Source organism: Agromyces sp. Marseille-Q5079, assembly GCF_051016555.1.
Taxonomy (GTDB): domain Bacteria; phylum Actinomycetota; class Actinomycetes; order Actinomycetales; family Microbacteriaceae; genus Agromyces.
The window spans coordinates 139,693-157,660 of the sequence record NZ_JBPEJF010000007.1; the positions used below are offsets into that span (position 1 = coordinate 139,693).

Annotated in this window: 14 protein-coding genes; all 14 read right to left on the minus strand. The window is 73.2% G+C overall.

From position 1 onward, the window contains the following. Positions 1-76: 76 nt before the first annotated feature. Positions 77-6,142, minus strand: coding sequence for an Ig-like domain-containing protein (locus ACR3IO_RS15625; RefSeq protein ID WP_434072146.1), 6,066 nt, complete (start codon positions 6,140-6,142; stop codon positions 77-79). Continuing rightward, complete coding sequence (locus ACR3IO_RS15630; RefSeq protein WP_434072147.1) at positions 6,142-7,284, minus strand: serine/threonine-protein kinase; 1,143 nt, start codon at positions 7,282-7,284, stop codon at positions 6,142-6,144. Before ACR3IO_RS15630 ends, ACR3IO_RS15625 begins: the two co-directional genes overlap by 1 nt. A gap of 194 nt (positions 7,285-7,478) precedes the next feature. Further along, a complete protein-coding gene (locus ACR3IO_RS15635) occupies positions 7,479-7,847 on the minus strand; it encodes a hypothetical protein (protein ID WP_434072148.1) in 369 nt (122 codons plus the stop codon). Between the two features lie 150 nt (positions 7,848-7,997). After that, positions 7,998-9,671, minus strand: coding sequence for a cation:proton antiporter (locus ACR3IO_RS15640; RefSeq protein WP_434072149.1), 1,674 nt, complete (start codon positions 9,669-9,671; stop codon positions 7,998-8,000). A gap of 95 nt (positions 9,672-9,766) precedes the next feature. Beyond that, positions 9,767-11,113, minus strand: a complete 1,347-nt coding sequence (hemL, locus tag ACR3IO_RS15645; protein ID WP_434072150.1) for a glutamate-1-semialdehyde 2,1-aminomutase — start codon at positions 11,111-11,113, stop codon at positions 9,767-9,769. Continuing rightward, entirely contained in the window at positions 11,110-12,108 is a 999-nt protein-coding gene (gene hemB / locus ACR3IO_RS15650) for a porphobilinogen synthase (protein ID WP_434072151.1), read from the minus strand. Before hemB ends, hemL begins: the two co-directional genes overlap by 4 nt. A 190-nt stretch (positions 12,109-12,298) precedes the next feature. After that, on the minus strand, positions 12,299-13,075 hold the full coding sequence (locus ACR3IO_RS15655) for a uroporphyrinogen-III synthase (protein ID WP_434072198.1): 777 nt from the start codon (positions 13,073-13,075) through the stop codon (positions 12,299-12,301). A 32-nt stretch (positions 13,076-13,107) separates the two neighbouring features. After that, positions 13,108-14,076, minus strand: coding sequence for a hydroxymethylbilane synthase (gene hemC / locus ACR3IO_RS15660; protein WP_434072152.1), 969 nt, complete (start codon positions 14,074-14,076; stop codon positions 13,108-13,110). Beyond that, the gene (locus ACR3IO_RS15665; RefSeq protein ID WP_434072153.1) at positions 14,073-15,344 is read right to left on the minus strand and encodes a ferrochelatase; all 1,272 of its coding nucleotides are present in this window, start codon (positions 15,342-15,344) and stop codon (positions 14,073-14,075) included. The genes hemC and ACR3IO_RS15665 overlap by 4 nt, the downstream gene beginning before the upstream one ends. After that, positions 15,344-16,081 (minus strand): hydrogen peroxide-dependent heme synthase, encoded by a 738-nt coding sequence (gene hemQ, locus ACR3IO_RS15670; protein ID WP_434072154.1) that lies wholly within the window; start codon positions 16,079-16,081, stop codon positions 15,344-15,346. The genes ACR3IO_RS15665 and hemQ overlap by 1 nt, the downstream gene beginning before the upstream one ends. Before the next feature lie 41 nt (positions 16,082-16,122). Next, positions 16,123-16,761: a GntR family transcriptional regulator gene (locus ACR3IO_RS15675; protein WP_434072155.1), complete on the minus strand. Its 639-nt coding sequence runs from the start codon at positions 16,759-16,761 to the stop codon at positions 16,123-16,125. A 51-nt stretch (positions 16,762-16,812) separates the two neighbouring features. Continuing rightward, the gene (locus ACR3IO_RS15680) at positions 16,813-17,121 is read right to left on the minus strand and encodes a hypothetical protein (RefSeq protein ID WP_434072156.1); all 309 of its coding nucleotides are present in this window, start codon (positions 17,119-17,121) and stop codon (positions 16,813-16,815) included. Next, positions 17,108-17,512 carry a phage holin family protein gene (locus ACR3IO_RS15685; RefSeq protein ID WP_434072157.1) on the minus strand — a complete coding sequence of 135 codons (405 nt, stop codon included), beginning with the start codon at positions 17,510-17,512 and terminating at the stop codon, positions 17,108-17,110. Before ACR3IO_RS15685 ends, ACR3IO_RS15680 begins: the two co-directional genes overlap by 14 nt. 11 nt (positions 17,513-17,523) lie before the next feature. Then, positions 17,524-17,964: a hypothetical protein gene (locus ACR3IO_RS15690; RefSeq protein ID WP_434072158.1), complete on the minus strand. Its 441-nt coding sequence runs from the start codon at positions 17,962-17,964 to the stop codon at positions 17,524-17,526. Positions 17,965-17,968: the final 4 nt, after the last annotated feature.

The window sequence follows — 17,968 nt, forward strand, 5'->3', positions numbered from 1 at the left end:
GGTGTTCCTCTCGGAAGGGGTCTGCGGTGGGTTCAGGGCGATGGGCGGATGCCGCGGGCCGGTGTCGGCCCACCGGCTAGCCGCCGGGCGGGGCGGCCGGGTCCGTCGGGTCGGGCGACTCGGTCGGCGGGTCGGTCGACTCGGGCGGGTCGGTCGGCTCGGGCGGCGGGCAGAGCGAGCCGGTGCGCGCGATCGGCGCGAGGTCGACGTAGTCGCCGGTGAACACGAGGTCGTACGCGACGGCGAGCGGCGCGTTCACGGCGTCGGGCACCCGCCAGTTGCGGATCTCGGCCGAGCCCGCCGCCGCAGGCGACACGGTCGCGAAGACCTCGTCGAGCGACGGCGCCGCCGTGTTCGCCGGCTGGGCGAGGCACTGCTCGGCGAAGTCGACGGTGACCTCGGTCGGGGCGGTGGCCGCCGTGACGGCGACCTCGTCGGAGCACTTCGTGCTGAACCACGACTGCTTGCAGGTCTTCACCCGCACGTCGCCCGGCGAGTCCCCGGTCTGCAGCACGAAGTCGCCGCGCCAGTCGCCGTACATCCAGTAGACGGGGCTGAACCCGCCGCTCGCCTGGACGACGGGCGCCTGCTGCAGGCGGTACTCGAAGTGGCTGCCGCCCCCGGACGGCGTGGTGGCCACCGTGTAGCTCAGGGTGCCGCTCGGCAGGTCGACGTCGTGGATGGTGTCGGCGCGCACCGTGCCGGACTCCACCACGCCGAAGCCGTTCGACGCGCAGACCTTGACGTAGTACCGCTCGCGCTCGGTGAGCCCCGAGATCGTCGCCGACGTCGACTCGATGTCGGCGCCCGAGGTCTGCAGCCCGCCGTCGCCGTCGGCCCAGCACCGGACGTCGCCGTTGCGCCACGCGAGGTAGCGCACGTCGGATGCGCGCGCGCTGGAGTTCGGGTCGAGCCCGATGCCCGACACGAAGATCGAGGTGTTCGAGGCGGAGGCCGCGGTGATCGCGTCGGGGCTGAACGTCGGTGCGCCCGCGACCGTGACCGGGACGGACGTCGCCCCGCCCTCGTTGCCGCCGCGACCCGTGGGCGGGTCGAAGATGCTGACGGGCACGAGGGTCAGCATCTGGGGTCCGGGCGCGAGCGTGAGCTCGGCCGTCGTCGTGACACCGCGGCGGTCGATGACCTGTCCGGTCTCGAGCACGCGGAACGACCGCGCATCGCGGTCGGCCGTGATGCTGAGCAGGGCGACGCCGCTGCTCGGCGAGGTCGTGCCCTGGCGGTACACGGGCTCGGCGGAGGCGGAGGCGATGTCGGGCGCCTCGTAGCTCCAGGTCGTCACCGCGTTCGTGCTCGTCGAGACGCCGACGCTGTTGACGGCGCGCACCGCGAGGTCGTGCCGGTCGCCGGGCGTGAGGCCGGAGACGGTGCACCACCAGGCGCCCGGGCCACGCGGCCCGCAGTCGGCCGGCACCGTGCGCCCGCCCTCGAGGACCTCGAGGCCCGTGATCGCCGGGTGGGCGCGCAGCGCCTCGCCGAGCGACACCTCGAGGGTCACGCTGGAGGCCGTGTAGTCGGCCGTGGACACGGCCGCCGGTGCCTGCGGAAGGCCGAGCAGGTCGACCGTGAGGCGACCCGTGCCGGTGCGCCCCTGCGCGTCGGCCACGGTGAACGGCACGACGCATTCGCCGCCGAAGGCGTCCTGTCCACTCGGCCAGGTGACCACGATCGACCGGTCGTCGGCGGCGCGGACGCTCGCGACCTGGCACGACGAGGCACCCGCCCCGAGGCCGGTCAGCTTGAGGCCGGACCCGGTCTTGCCCGCGAAGGGGTCGTACTCCCCGCCGACCCCGACCACGGCGACCGAGCACGAGGTGCCGTCGCCGACCGAGCACTGCTGCGTGAGCACGGCACCGCGCGGGGCATCCGCCGGCGCGGAGCCGACGACGAGCGAGATGGCCGAGGTCAGCCCGCCGAACGCGCCGACGGCGACCGTCGCGGTCTCCCGGGTGCCGGGCCGGGCGTCGGCGCGGGCCGCGATGGTCACGTGGTCGCCGGCCTGCTCGACGGTGAACGCGGTGCCCGAGTAGGAGACCGAGTAGTCGAGCTTCCCGGGGTCGCCTTCACGGCCGCCCTCCCAGGTGGTCATCTCGTCGTAGAGCGCGACCGACTCGGATGCCCCGGGCGCGATCGTGCGGCTCACGGCAGAGAGGATGGCCTGCGGATCCTTCGGGATGATCGCGATCGGCACGCCGACCCACGACCAGCGCTTCTGGCCGTCGAGGCGCACCGGGACCAGGCAGTGGTCGCTCCACGGCGCCTCGCGCCCGGCGGCGTACTCGACCTCGTCGCCGGTGGCCGGGCGGCAGGTCGCCGCCGCACGCTGCACGGCGTACTGGTCTGCGGCATCGACCTCGACCGCGTCGCCGGAGGGGAGGTCGAGCAGGTCCCGCACGTCGAACGTCGCCGACTGCTCCTCGCCGACCTCGATCGGCTCGACGTCGGGGCGCAGCTGGACGCGCAGGTCGTCGGACGCCGGGACCACGAGGAACCCGAACGCCTCCGCGTCGCGACCGGCCCGATCGGTCCCGTGCACCCGGAACGGGACGAGCGCCCCGGCGGCCGGCGTCGGACCGACGATGCGCTGCCCCGAGACGCGGTAGTCGGCGGAGCCGTCGCCCCAGATCTCGACCTCGAGCTCGCCGAGCTCGCCCGACGCCCACTCGACATGCCCCGCGACGACGTCGAGTCCGCCGTCGGGGAGCTGTGCGCGCGTGCGCGCGGTGACGATCGTGTCGGACACGACCGGGGCGTCGGGCGACTCGGCCTCGGTGACGTTCACGACGACCAGGCCCTCAGCCGTGCTCGACGTGCGCGCGGACTTCACGGTGTACCGGTACGAGTTCGTGCCGGCGACGTCGCCCGGATGCAGGACCACGCGGCCCTCGTCGAGCGAGGTCGAGGCATCGACCAGCGCCTCGAGCCGCGCGTACTCCGTGCTGCCCTCGGGGGCGTTCGGCACGAGGCCCACGAGCGCGAGCTCGCCCTGCGCCGGGTCCACGTCGTTGCCGGCCGGCTGCACCGTCACCGGCGAGGCGGCCGACTGCTGCGCGCGCACGTAGTCGCTGAAGGTCACCGGTGCGGCATCCGTCACCGCGGCCGTGAGCACGCCGATGCGGACCCGCGCGGTGCCCTCGTCTCCCGAGGCGTCGCGCACCGTGTACTCGAAGGCGGGCTGCTCGGCGCCCGTGCCGTTCTCGGGCGCCGTGTAGACGATCTCGTCGCCCTCGGCGGAGATCGTGGCGATGCCGAGCCCGGCCGCGGGCTGGGTCACCGAGGTGAGCACCGTGCGGTCGCCGTCGGGGTCCATGCCCACCGAGGGGACCGGCACGTGCACGCTCTGCCCGCTGAGGACGCGCGCGAGGAGCAGTCGCGGCTCGGGCGCCCGATTCGCCCCGTCGGGGAGGACGGTCACGGTGACCGTGCTGTGGTCGAGCCGCTCGGGCGCCTGCTCGAGGCCCACGGCGTAGCCGAGCTCGTAGGTGCCGGGCGTCGAGGGGGCGAGGTAGCGGACCCGGTCGCCGGAGGCGAACGCGAGCTCGCCGTCGGCGCCGGAGGAGCTGACCTCGGGATGCACCACGAGGCGTTCACCGCGCGGGCTCACGTCGTTGGCGGTGACGGGGATGTCGACGAGCTCGCCGACGCGCACGGTGACCGTGTCTGGCATCGCGATGGGGCTGAGACCGACCGACGGGGCGACGAGGAACACCGCGAGATCTCCGACGGCGGTGCCGCCCGAGCCGTCGGCGACGGTGACCTTGGCCCGCCCGACCAGTCCGGGCTGCCCGTCGGCGGTCGTGCCGGTGGCGCGCACCAGCGACTGCGAGACGACGCCGACGCCGAGTTCGGGCGTCGTCGACACCGCACCCGTGACGATGAGGACCCGGCCGGTCGTGTTCTGCGCCGCGTCGAGGATGTCGATCAGCGCGTCCTCGCCCGCACGGACGAACGCCGTGATGGGCGCGATGCCGAGCGGCGCGCCGGCCGCCGCGACCGTGACCCGGATCGAGGCCGTCTGCTCGGCCCTGGTCACGAGGTCCTGCACGGTGAACGTGGCGAGGTAGGCGCCCGGCGCCTCGGCCGAGAGCTCGATCTCGCCCGACGAGGCGTTCGGGACGACGGAGAGGCCGCCGCTCGCGGCCGCCGCGGTCGGCACCGCGTCGACGAGTCGGAGGGATCCCGAGCCGCCGCTCACGTGGTCGGCGATCTGCACGGTCGCCGCCTCGCCGGCACCGGTGGTGACCGCGACGGGAGCGAGGTCGAGGGCCGCGCTGGAGGTGACCCTGAGGTCGAGCGTGGCCTCGGCGGTCGCCCCGCGCTCGTCGGCGACGGTGAGGCGGACCTGGACCTTCTCGGCGGCAGCGTTCGGATCGGTGTGGCGCACCGCGACGCGGCCGTCGGCCATGGGCACGACCGAGATGGGTGCCGCGGGGTCGACCGGCTGCGCATCGGCCAGGACGAACGCGTCGCCCTCGGGGTCGACCCACCCGTTGAGCACCGAGACGAGCGCGGTGCCGCCGGGCATGAGCTCGGGCGCGGGCCAGCGCTGCACGCAGTCGGCGACGCCGCACCACGCGGGCGCACTGTTCACGTCGTCGGGGATCACGGTGAGCGTCACGGTGGCGGTCGCCGAGCTCGCGGCGCCATCCGTCACCGCGTAGCTGAAGGTCGTCGATCCCGACGTCGCCCGCACGCGGACGGTCGGCGTCTGGTCGTTCGAGACGAGGGCGAGCTCGCCGAACGCCGGGTCGGCGAGCCCGCCGGTGATCGACGCGGGGTCGACGGTGAGCACGTCCTTCGCGTTCGGGTCGTGGTCGTTCAGGAGCACGGGGAGCTCCACCTGCTGGCCCGCCCGCACGCCGAAGCTGTCGGCGACCGCGACCGGCGGCTCCTGGCGGGCGAGGTCCTCGACCTCCTCCGTGCCGACGCGGTCCTGGACCTCGTCGTCGAGCTCCCACTGCTCGATGGGGACGAGCCGGCCGTCGGGCACCGTCCAGACCACGCCCGTCGAGGTCTCGTTGAGCACCGCACGATCGCCGTTGCCGCGCAGCACCGGCGTGAGCGACTGCGCGCCGTCCTGGTCGCGGTCGCCCGCCGGGAGCTCGAGCGGCACCGTGTCACCGGTGCGGCTCGACCAGGCCGTGCCGCCGTCGGGCGAGAGCCAGGCGGCCAGGACCGCGCCGTCGACGACGATCGGCTGCGCCGGGGTGCCGACGGCGTCGACGATGCGCTCGGCCGCGGTGCTGCCGTCGACCGCGAGCTCGACGAGGCCGTCGGAGTCGGCGATGACCACGGATGCCGCGGTGCCGGCGCCCTGCTGCAGTCGGGCGTCGGCCGCGACGTCGACGGGGACCGGCTCGGACGAGCCCGCGATCCAGACGCGGCCGTCGGCGGCATCCAGCAGCACCCATCGCCCGCCGACCACCGTCAGGTCGAGGCGGGCGTCCGCCGCGGGAGCGTCGGAGATGCCCTCCGCGTCGCCCTCGAACTCGCCGGTCGCGGCGTCGTACAGCCGCACGGCCTCTTCACGGGCCGAGTACAGCGCGAGGAGCCCGTCGGGTGAGACGCCGACCGCCGCGGCCGCGTACGTCTGGTCGCCGCCGTCGTCGCCCTCCTCGTCGCCGTCAGAAGGGGCGTCCTCCGCGTACGGGTCCACGGGCGCCACGTCGTCGCCGTCGAGTCGGCCCGTGTGCACCGATCCGGTGTCGGTGCGATACGCGATCCATTCGCCGGCGGTGACGACGTCGCGCGTGCCCGCCGGGGTCGGCAGGGATCCGCCGCCGTCGTCGGAGACGAGGTCGGCGGGGTCGGCGGGGTCGATCGGCCAGCGCTGGCGCGCCCCCTGGTTGTAGACGGATGCCTCGGCGCCCGCCTGCACGACCGTGCTCGGGTCGTCGACGTCGCGCACCACGTCGATCTCGGCGAGGTCGGTGTTGACCCGCGCGTACTGGCCGGAGTCGCGCGTGACCCACACCGAGGTCTCGACACGGGGAACCTCCTGCGCCTCGTAGCCGTTCGCGGTGACCGCGAGCGTGGCCACGACCGCGACGGCGGCGACCCCGGCGACGGACGCGATGATCGCGCTCCGGCGGCCAGTGCGCGCCGCGGGCCTGCGCTCGGCCATCAGATCCCGCCCGCGAGCAGGAGTGCGCCGGCGCCCGCGGCGAGCACGACGACGGCGGACCCCACGCCGATGAGCACCGGCGCGACCCATCCGCTCCGGCTCCGCGCCGGCGCGAGGCCGCCGGCGTCGACCACCGGTGCGCTCGGGCGGGCCTCGGCCCGGGCGGCAGCGCGCCCTGCGCGACGCGAATCGGCGTTCACGGTGGTGACGATCGGCCCGCGGTCGGATGCGTCGCCGAACGAGATGTGCGCCGCGGAGGCCCACTCGGGGGACGCGACCTCGAGGCTGGTCGGGGCGACGCCGAGCTCGTACTGCGCCCACCGCAGCTGCTCGCCGAACTCGGCCATCGACGCGTACCGCCGGGCCGGGTCGCGCTGCATCGCCGTCGAGAGCACGGTGTCGATGCGGGCGGGAACGCCGCGCGGTGCGAGCGGCGTGTACTTGGCCCCGAGCACGCGGCGCGAGAGCTGGTCGACCGAGTTGCGGCTGCGGTCGGCGAGCTCGAACGGGCTGTGGCCGGCGAGCAGCGTGTACAGCGTCGCTCCGAGGCTCCACACCTCGGTCGCGACGGTGCCGGTCGTGCGTTCGCCGAGGACCTCGGGGGCGCTCCACGGGATGGACATGGCGAACGTGTCGCCGCCGTCGCCGCCGTCGGCGATCGCGCCCGCGATGCCGAAGTCGGCGAGCACGGGGGCTCCGAGCGAGTTGACGAGGAGGTTGGACGGCTTGATGTCGCGGTGCAGCAGGCCCGAGCGATGGGCCGTCTCGAGGGCGCCGGCCATGCGGACGCCGATGTCGAGCACCTCGCCGGCCGGCATGGGCCCGCGCTTGACGCGCGCGCCGAGCGATTCGGGGCAGTACTCCATGACCAGGTACGGGCGGCCGTCGGAGGAGATCGACGCCTGGTGGATCGTCACGATCGAGGGGTGCGCGCTGACCCTCGCCATCGCGTCGGCCTCGACCGTGAAGGCGCGGCGCGCCGCCGGGTCGACGACGTCGACGAGCAGCACCTTGACCGCGGTGACCCGCCTCGGCAGATCTTGCTCGTAGAGGAAGACGTCGGCGAATCCGCCGGCCCCGAGCGGGCGCACGTAGCTGTAGCCGGCGATCACCGGCGGCGCGGACGGCAGGCGTTTCGGCACGGACGTGGCCCCCTTCTGCCGGTGTTGCGTCGAGTCACCGGCGAAGCGGTTCGATTCGGAATACCGGATGCGTGCGATCGCGGGGCCCGGGTGCGACCCGGTCGAGCGGAGAACGGCCGCGCCGCGGCATCCGCGGATATCCTAAGCGACGCCGCGCGCTGGTCCGAATCAGCCGCGGGCGGACGCTCGCACGCCTAGTCGGCGTCGACCGGGGTCTCGCCGAGCTTCAGCCGGTCGATGAGGGCGGCCGCGTGGTTGGTGCTCAGGATGATGCGGGCGAACTCGCCGCCTGCCAGCTCGAGCACGACGGCCTGCCGCTTGCCCTTGACGATGACGAAGTCGAGCCCGCCGTGGTACTTCCAGGCGCCGACGGCGACCACGAGCGGCAGCTCGCTGCCCCGGGTGCGGATGCCGCGGATCCAGACCCACGGGTCATCGGTGATGGTCGCCGAGCGGATGTCGTCGCGCTGCACCACGATGTCGTCGGCACGCAGGGCGAGCGCCTTCTCGGCCGGGGTCAGGTGAACCTCGATCCGGTCGGGGTGCACGCGAAGCTGAGCCATGCATCCATCCTGCCCGAGTCGTCTCGCCCGATGGGTGCCGACGCTCCACAAGGAGGAAACGGTTCGATACCGTTATCCTTCCGTAACCGGTGATCGCGGTTACACCGACCTCAGGACGGGCGAGCGGATGCCGCGGCAGCCGTCGCCCCGTCAGTCGGCCGTCTTGGCGCGCATCTCGAGCGCGATCTGCGCGGCATCGAGGTTCGCCAGTTCGTCGGCGAGCACGTCGGCGTCGAACGTGCCGTTGTCGCGGGCATCGAGCAGGGCCGACCGCTGCTCGGAGATGACGTCGAGCCGGTATCGCCGCTCGGCGAGGAACGCCTCCATGCGCGGCTCGCCCTCGGTGCGCTCGGGCTGCGTGATTCCCTCAGCGCTCTCGCGCAGGGTCATCATGAGCCGCCTTCGTTCGTCGAGGGCCTGCGCGTCGAGCACGGCCTGGTCGACCTTCGGCGCGATGCGCCGCACGAGCGGGCCGATCGTGCCGCCCTGCAGCAGCAGCGACATCACCGCGACGGCGAACGCGATGAACACGAGCACCGAGCGCTGGGGCGTGTCCTCGGGCAGGGTCTGCGCCGCGGCGACGGTCACCGCGCCGCGCATGCCGGCCCACACGACGACGACGCCCTCGCGCCAGCCGAGCGGCTGCCGCCGGAAGTACTCGATGTCGCCGAGGGCGTGGGTGACCCGGCGGGCGAAGCGATCGAGGTCGCGGGTCGTGACCGACCGACCGCGCCCGGTGTTCGCCCGCTCGAGGAACTCCTGCTGACCCTCGGGCGTGGTCATCTTCTCCTGCATGCCCTCGAGCCGCTCCTGCATCCGCTCGTTGCGGCGAGCACGCCGGCCGAGCACGCCGAGCAGCGGCGCGACGTACGCCGCCCGCACGAGGATCGTCAGCAGGAGGGCGCCGGCGGCGACGAGCATCGCCGGGGCGACACCGGCATGGTCGCGCTGCACGTCGGCGACGATCGCCTGGATCTGCAGGCCCATCGTCAGGAACACCGCGCCCTCGAGCACGAGCTCGACCGTGCGCCAGTTCTGCGAGTCCGACAGTCGGTTCTGCGGCGAGAGCCGGCGCGGCGCGAGGATGCCGGTGACCAGCCCCGCCACGACGGCGGCGACGAGCCCCGACGCCTGCAGCAGCTCGGCCGGCACCGACGCGAAGAACGGCACCGTGAACGAGAGCACGGTGTTCACGGCAGGGTTCGTGACCCGCTTTCGGACGACGAGGTTCAGCCAGCCGACGAGCCACCCGATGACGACCGCGACGACGACCGAGTACGCGAAGGTGCCGACCGTGCCCCAGAACGAGAACGATGCGGCGGTCGCGACGATCGCGGTGCGCAGCAGCACGAGCGCGGTCGCGTCGTTCAGCAGGCTCTCGCCGTCGAGCATCGCCACGACGCGCTTGGACACGGGCGTCTGCTTGATGATCGAGGTCGCCACGGCGTCGGTCGGGCTGACGATCGCGCCGAGCGCGACGCCCCACGCGAACCCGAGGTCGGGGATGACGAGCATGAAGAACACGCCGAGCACGAGTGAGCTCGCGACGACGAGGATCACCGAGAGCCCGCTGATCGCGCCGAACTCCCGCCGGAAGTTCATCGTCGGCATCGACACGGCCGACGAGTAGAGCAGCAGCGGCAGGACGCCCGCCAGGATCAGCTCGGGATTGATCTCGATCGAGTCGAACATCGGCAGGAAACTCGCCGCGATGCCGATCGCGACGAGGACGAGCGGTGATGCGATGCCGAGCCTGGGGCCGAGGACGGTCGCGGCGGCGATCACCACGAACGCGATCACGCCCAGGATGATCAGTTCGTCCATGCGTCCAGACTGTCAGCAAGTCCGCCGCATTGACGAGCACCGCGGCTCGGCCACGCCGTCGTCCAGCTGATTCCGGTGATGCCGGTTACACCGGCTCAGCCAGGATGAGCGGATGCCGCAGCGCGCGCCGCCGCGGGCAGCGCGTCGACGATGCGGGCGATCGCCGCCTCGTCGTGCGAGGCCGTGACGAACCACGCCTCGAACACCGACGGCGGGAGCGAGACGCCCGCGTCGAGCATCGCGTGGAAGAACGGCGCGTACCGGAAGGCCTCCTGGCGCTGCACGCTCGCGTAGTCGCGAACGCCGCCGGCGACCTCCTCGCCGAACACGAAGCTGAAGAGGTTGCCCGCCCGCTGCACCCCGTGCGCGACGCCCTCGGCGGCGAGCGCCTCGGAGACGGCGCCGCTGATCGTCGCGGCGGCCTCGTCGAGGTGCGCGTACACCGAGGCATCCGCGGCCCGGAGCGTGGCGACGCCCGCGGCGACCGCGACCGGATTGCCCGAGAGCGTGCCCGCCTGGTAGACGGGGCCGAGCGGGGCGAGCTGCTCCATGATCTCGGCGCGGCCGCCGAGCGCGGCGACGGGCATGCCGCCGCCGATGACCTTGCCGAACGTGAGCAGGTCGGGCGTGTACGCGTGCTCGGTGCCCGACTCGAGGCCCCACCACCCGGCCTCCGACACCCGGAAGCCCGTGAGCACCTCGTCGCTGATGACGAGCGAGCCGTTCGCGTGGGCGAGCTCGACGAGCGCGGCGTTGAAGCCGGGCAGCGGCGGCACGACGCCCATGTTCGCGGCGGCGGCCTCGACGATGACGGCCGCGATGCGGTCGCCGTGCTCGGCGAACGCCGCACGCAGCGCGTCGAGGTCGTTGTAGGGCAGCACGAGCGTGAGCGCCGCGATGTCGGCGGGCACGCCGGCCGAGCCTGGCAGCGCGAACGTCGCGAGGCCGGAACCGGCCTCGGCGAGCAGGCCGTCGGAGTGGCCGTGGTAGTGCCCGGCGAACTTCACGAGCAGGTCGCGGCCCGTGAATCCGCGGGCGAGGCGGATGGCGCTCATGGTCGCCTCGGTGCCGGTGCTCACGAGTCGGAGCTTCTCGACCGGGGCCACGCGCGCCTCGACGAGTTCGGCGAGCTCGGTCTCGGCGGGCGTGGACGAGCCGAACGAGAGGCCGCGAGCTGCGGCATCCGTCACCGCCCTGATGACGCGTGGGTCGGCATGCCCGAGGATCGCGGGGCCCCAGCCGGCGACGAGGTCGACGTACTCGCGACCCTCGACGTCGGTGACGTACGCGCCGCGTGCCGAAACGAGGAAGCGGGGCGTGCCGCCCACCGAGCGGAACGCGCGCACGGGCGAGTTGACGCCGCCCGGGATCGCGGCCTGCGCGCGGGCGAAGGCCTCGGCGTTGCCGGAGGCGACCGACTCCTCGGCGTGGCGGGCGGTCATGCGAGGTCCCCCTTGCGGATCCACTCGGCCAGTTCGACGGCCCAGTACGTGAGGACGGCGTCGGCGCCGGCACGGCGGATGCCGCGGACCGACTCGATCACCGCGCGCTTGCGGTCGATCCAGCCGTGGGCGGCGGCGGCCTCGATCATCGCGTACTCGCCCGACACCTGGTACGCCCAGACCGGGACGTCGGATGCGGCGGCGACGTCGGCCAGCACGTCGAGGTAGCTGCCGGCGGGCTTGACCATGACGATGTCGGCGCCCTCGTCGATGTCGATCATCGCCTCGCGCAGCCCCTCGCGGCGGTTGCCGGGATCGAGCTGGTACGACCGGCGATCGCCCTCGAGCGTGGACTCGACCGCGTCGCGGAAGGGGCCGTAGAACGCCGAGGCGTACTTCGCCGAGTACGCCATGAGCACGACGTCCTCGTGGCCGCCGGCGTCGAGTGCGTCGCGCACCGCGGCGACCTGGCCGTCCATCATGCCCGAGAGCCCGAGGAGCTGCGAGCCCGCCCGCGCCTGCTCGAGGGCCATGGCCGTATAGCGCTGCAGCGTCGCGTCGTTGTCGACGCGGCCCCGGTCGTCGAGCACGCCGCAGTGCCCGTGGTCGGTGAACTCGTCGAGGCAGAGGTCGGTCTGCACCACGAGCGAGCCGGCGGATGCCTCGACCGCGACGCGCGTGGCCACGTTGAGGATGCCGTCGGGGTCGGTCGCGCCCGATCCGCGCGCATCGCGCTCCTGGGGCACGCCGAAGAGCATCACGCCGCCGAGACCCGCGTCAGCGGCCTCGGCCACGGCCTGCGGGAGGCTCTCGAGGGAATGCTGCACGACGCCCGGCATCGAGGCGATCGGCAGGGGCGCGCTCGCCCCCTCGCGCACGAACACGGGCAGCACGAGCTCGGCCGGGTCGAGGCGCGTCTCGGAGACGAGGCGGCGGAGCGCCGGGGTCTCGCGGAGGCGTCGCGGGCGGATGCGGGGGGCAGGCGTGGAAGTCACCGCACAAGCCTACGTCGCCCCGGTTGGGGAGGCGCCGGGAGCGCGTGAAGGCGGGGCTTCACGACGGCCTGACACCTCGGCCCGTGCAGGAGATTCGGCTCCGATGCCCGCGCTCAGCGAGGATGCCGGCTGATCTCCTGCAGCACGAATGGCAGCGGCCGCCCAGGTGGCCGGGACGCGGCGGAGCGGATCAGGCGTGGGCGATGGCCGCGTCGACGACGGCGTCGATGAGCGACTCCGCACTGCGTTCGCGCGCCACGACGTCGACGCGGAGCCCGAGCTCGCCGGCATCGCGCTGGGTCTGCGGGCCGATGGCGGCCACGAGGATCGACTCGGGGATCGGGCCGAGCTGCTCCTGCACCTGCTCCGCGACGCTGCCGGAGGTGACGAGCACGGCGTTGACCCGACCGGATCGCACGTCGTCGACGACCTTCTGCTCGACCGGTACGCCCACCGTGCGGTAGGCGACGACCGCCTCGACGGTGTGGCCCGCCTCGGCGAGGCCGATCGACAGCACCTGCTTGGCGATGGCCGAGCGCAGTGCGAGGACGCGGAGCCCGCGAGCGCCGCCGGTCGCGGCATCCCACTCCTCGAGCAGGCCCCTGGCGGAGTTCTCCTCGGACGGCACGATGTCGGCGTGGTATCCGGCGGCCACGAGGGCGGCCGCGGTCGTCTCACCGACGGCGGCGACCTTCGTGGTCTCCGGGATCACGGCGTTGTACGACGAGAGCACGTCGACCGTGGTGGCGCTCGTGATGGTCAGCCAGTCGAATGCGCCGGCGGCGAGCCTGGCCAGCGCGGCTTCGAGGGCCGGCTGGTCGTCGGTCGGCGCGAAGTTGATGAGCGGGGCGATGATCGGGGTCGCCCCCCGAGCGCGGAGCGCGCCGGCGACGCCGTCTCCCCAGGGCCCGCCGCGCGGCACGAGCACGCGCCATCCGGCCAGCGGCTTGCCCGCATGCGACGGCAGGCCGATGGCCCCGGTGACCGGTTCGAATTCTGTCACGGCGTCTCCTCAATGGCGGCAGCGAGTTCAGCGGCACCATTGCCGAGGAGTTCTGCGACGGCGCGATCGGCGACATCACGAGCCGCTTCCGCCAGATCGGCGGCTGAGCGACTCTCGGGGGTCGCGGCATGCGAACTGGTGATGCGCCGCGTCCCGTCGGCACTGTACACGCTCGCGCTCAGGAACAGAAGTTCGTCGTCGAGGAACGCCGTCACGCCGACCGGGGCCGCGCATCCGGCCTCGAGGCCGGCGAGCACGAGCCGCTCGGCGAGCGCGGCGGCCCGGCTCGAACGGTGGTCGACCGCCTCGAGCGCCTGCTCGAGCGCCCGGTCGCCGCGCGCCCGTCGCACCTCGATCGCGAGCGCGCCCTGGGCCGCGGCCGTCGGCCACTCGTCGAGCGGGAGCAGTTCGGTGACGGCATCCGTTCGTCCGAGGCGGCCGAGGCCCGCGGCCGCGAGCAGCACCGCGTCGAGCTCGCCGGACTCGACCTTGCCGAGCCGGGTGTCGATGTTGCCGCGGATGTCGAGCACCTCGAGGTCGGGTCGCACGGCACGCACCTGGGCGATGCGACGCGGTGACCCGGTGCCGACGCGAGCACCCTCGGGCAGCGTCGCGAGCGTGAGGCCGTCACGGGCGCAGAGCGCGTCGCGGGCGTCGGCGCGCTTGGGCACGGCGCCGAGGCGCAGCCCCTCGTGCTCCGCGGTCGGCAGGTCCTTCATGGAGTGCACGACGAGGTCGCAGCGGCCGTCGAGGAGCGCCTCGCGCAGGGCGGTGACGAACACGCCGGTGCCGCCGAGCGAGGCGAGCGACGCCCGGGAGATGTCACCCTCGGTCGTGACCGGAACGAGTTCGACCTCCGCCTTCGCGGCGGTCGCGATGCGATCGGCGATCTGCCGGGTCTGGGCCATCGCCAGCGCGCTCGCCCGCGTGCCGACGCGGATGACGGAACCGCCCTGGGCACTCACGGCGCGATCCCGGCCAGCGCCGGGCGGAAGCCGAGGCGCACGTTCTCGCAGCATCCGGGACGGCAGACGTCGTACCACGGGCCGAGGTCGGTCATCGCGGGCCGCTCGGCCACCGGCGTGCCGTCGACGCGCTCGAGCACCAGGTCGACGAGACCCGCCACGTAGGCCGGGTGGGTGCCGGGGGTGGGCACGCGCACTGCGGCGAGCCCGTGCTCGGCGGCGCTCTCGAGCGCCTCGTTGTCGAGGTCCCAGAGCACCTCCATGTGGTCGCTCACGAATCCGAGCGGCACGATCACGACCGCCTTGCGGCCGGCTGCGGGCAGTTCGGCGATCGCGTCGTTGATGTCGGGCTCGAGCCACGGCATCGAGGGCGGGCCGCTGCGCGACTGGTAGACGAGCTGCCACGGCACGTCGGATGCGCCCGCTTCGCGCATGACGACCTCGGCCACGGCCCGGTGCTGGGCCGCGTACGCGCCGCCCTCGCCGAACCCGCGCTCGGCGGGGCCGGACTTCGCGGCGTCGGTCGACGGGATCGAGTGGGTCGCGAACAGCACCTCGACGTCGGTCGCGGGGTTCAGCCCCGGCGCGTCGGCCACGAGGCCGGCGATGCCGTCGCGCACACCCTCGATGAAGGGGGCGACGAAGCCGGGGTGGTCGAAGAACTGGCGCACCTTGTCGATCTGGATCACGTGCTCGCCCTCGCCCGTGCCGGTGTCGGCGAGCGCGTCGGCGAAGTCCTCGCGGTACTGGCGGCAGCTCGAGTACGAGCTGTAGGCGCTCGTCGCGATGGCGATGAGCTTCGTGTAGCCCGCCGTCTTCGCCTCGTCGAGCGCGTCGTTGAGGTACGGATCCCAGTTGCGGTTGCCCCACAGCACGGGCAGGTCGATGCCGCGACCCGCGAGCTCGGCCTCGAGGGCCGCCTTCAGCCGGCGGTTCTGCTCGTTGATCGGGCTGGTGCCGTCGAAGTGCCGGTAGTGGTGCGCGACCTCCTCGAGGCGCTCGTCGGGGATGCCGCGCCCGCTCGTGACGTTGCGGAGGAACGGGATCACGTCGTCTTGGCCCTCGGGCCCGCCGAACCCGGCGAGCAGGATCGCGTCGTACGCGACGGGCTCGGTCACGTGCTCGGCGCCGCCCTGCGCGGCCGGCGTCGCGCCCGGCACGATCGCACCCGCCACGCACGGTGCGGATGCCGCGGGCGCCGGCTTGCGGCCGCGCGGCGTCGTGCCCGCGGCATCCGCGCCCGTCGAACCGAGGTTCACGGCAGCCATTACTGCAGCACCTCCACGAGCTCGGCGGTCGAGATGCGGCGGCCCGTGTAGAACGGCAGCTCGTCGCGCACGTGGCGGCGGGCGTCGGTGGCGCGGAGCTCGCGCATCATGTCGACGAGGTCGGTGAGCTCGTCGGCCTCCATCGGGAGCAGCCACTCGTAGTCGCCGAGCGCGAACGCCGAGACCGTGTTGGCGACGACGCCGCGGAACGAGGCGCCCTTGCGGCCGTGCTCGGCGAGCATGCGCCCGCGCTCGGCCGGGTCGAGCAGGTACCACTCGTAGCTGCGCACGAACGGGTAGATCGTGAGCCACTCCTTGGGCTCGATGCCGCGGAGGAACCCCGGCACGTGCGCCTTGTTGAACTCGGCGTCGCGGTGCACGCCCATGGCGTTCCACGTGGGCAGCAGCGCACGGAGCAGTCGCGCGCGGCGGAGCTCGCGCAACGCCCACTGCAGGCCCTCGGCGGTGTCGCCGTGCAGCCACAGCATCACGTCGGCGTCGGCGCGGAGGCCGGAGACGTCGTAGATGCCGCGGAGGGTCACGCCCTCCTCTTCGACGAGGGCGATCATCCCGTCGAGTTCTTCGACGAAACGGGGCACGTCGTGGCCGTCGAGGTCGTCGGGGCGGGCGGGGTCGCGGCGGAGCACCGCGAACACCGTGTAACCCTCGGGAGACTGCTCGGCGTCGGATTCGGTCTGGAGCGCGTCGGCTGCCGCCTCGGCAGCGGGGGAAGACATGCTCCTAGTCTCCCCCTTTCGCGGCGAACGGCCAAAAGTACTCAGTCGTCGACCAGCAGCGCCAGGGAGTGCGCGAGGTGCTCGCGGATCGCATCGGGCCCCCGGGCCTGCACCTGCTCGACGAGTTCGCGGTGCTCGGCCACCAGGCTCTCGACCGTGTAGTGGGGGCGGATGTGCAGCACGAACAGCAGCATCTCGCTGCCGATGGCGGCGTGCGCCTCGATGATGCGGGGGCTCTCGGATGCCGCGACGAGGGCCCGGTGCAGCTCGAGGTGCACGCGCTCGGCCTCGAGCCAGTCTTCGGATGCCGCGAGACGGTCGAGCGCATCGAGCGCCGGGGCGAGCACCTCGGCCGGCCAGCCCGTGCCGTACCGCAGGTGCGCGAGGCGGACCGCCTCGACCTCGAGCGCGGACCGGTACTGCTGCATGGCGGTGATCGCATCGCGGTCGAACGCGGCGACGCGGACGCCGCGATACGGGGCGGCCACGGCCAGGCGGTCGGCCGCGAGGCGCTGGAACGCGGCTCGCACGGTGTGTCGCGAGACCCCGAAGCGCGCGGCCGCGGGCTCCTCGCGCAGGGGGGACCCGGCCGCGAGACGTCCGCTCAGGATCTCGTCGCGCAGCGCTCCGGCCACCCGCTCGACGGCCGTGGCGTTGGGCGCGGCATCCGCATTCCTCATGCGGCGTCGCTCACCATGGCGGCGTGCATGCGCTCGGCGTGACGTTCGGGGTCAGTCGTCGGATGCCGCCGACCGGACGATGAGCCACACGACGACGCCGACCACGGCGACCGCACCGATGGCACCGCCGACGACCGTGCCCGGCTGCTCGTCGGCGAGTCGGCGCAGCTTCACCTTCAGCTGGCCCGCCTTGCGCTTGGCCTGCTTGGGCAGGTTGAGCTTGTCTTCGAGGGCGTTCAGGGTCTCGGCGAAGTCGGCCCGTGCGCGCTCGGACGCGACGCGAGCCTGCACGCGGGTGAGGTTGCGCTCGCGCTCCTTCTCGGTGCGCTTGGAGATCTGCGCGGCGTCAGCGGCGGTCATAGTCACCGGTTCCCTTCAGCGCGTCGAGGTCGGCCTTGAGGCTCTCGACGGACTCGAGCGGTTGCGCGCCTCGCTTGAAGTTGACGTAGGCGATCCAGAGCAGCACCGCGATGATGAGCAGCAGGATGCCCGACACCGTGAGCGCGGCCGCCCAGGCCGGCATCACGAGCGCGAGCGCGAAGATCGCCGCGGTGATGAGCGTGAAGAGTAGGAACACCGCGACGACGAGCGCCCCGGCGACGAGGCCGGACCCGATGCCGAAGTGCTTGATCTTGTAGGAGATCTCGGCCTTGATCTGGTCGATCTCGGCCTTGATCAGCGTGGAGACCGTGTCGGGCAGTTCGCCGATCAGCTGGAAGAGCGAGCGGTCGTCGTTCGTGGGGACAGCCATGATCGCTCCCCTCAGGAACCGGACTTCGCCGTGCGCGGCTTGCTCGCGGACTTCTTGGCCGGGGCCGACTTCGCGGCGACATCGGCTGCGTCGTCGATGGCCTCCTCGAGCTTGGAGGCGGTGTCGTCGATCACGTCGCGCGCGGCATCGGCCGCCTTGGACACGTTCGACTTCGCCGACTGCGCCGACGACCGGACGTCCTGCTTGGTGGCGCCCGACCCCTTGGTGGCGTTGCCGATGAGGGACTTGACGCCGTCGAGCACCGAGTCGCTCACGTCTCCGACGCGGGCCATGGCGAAGTCCTTCACGGTGGAGACGCCGTTCTGCACCGTCGGCGTGTTCCACACGCTCTCGGCGGCACCCTTGATCTGCTCGTAGCGCTGCCGGCCGGCACGAGTGCCGAGCACGTAGCCGACGCCGAGACCGACGACGAAAAGGACCTTGCCCTTCATGTGC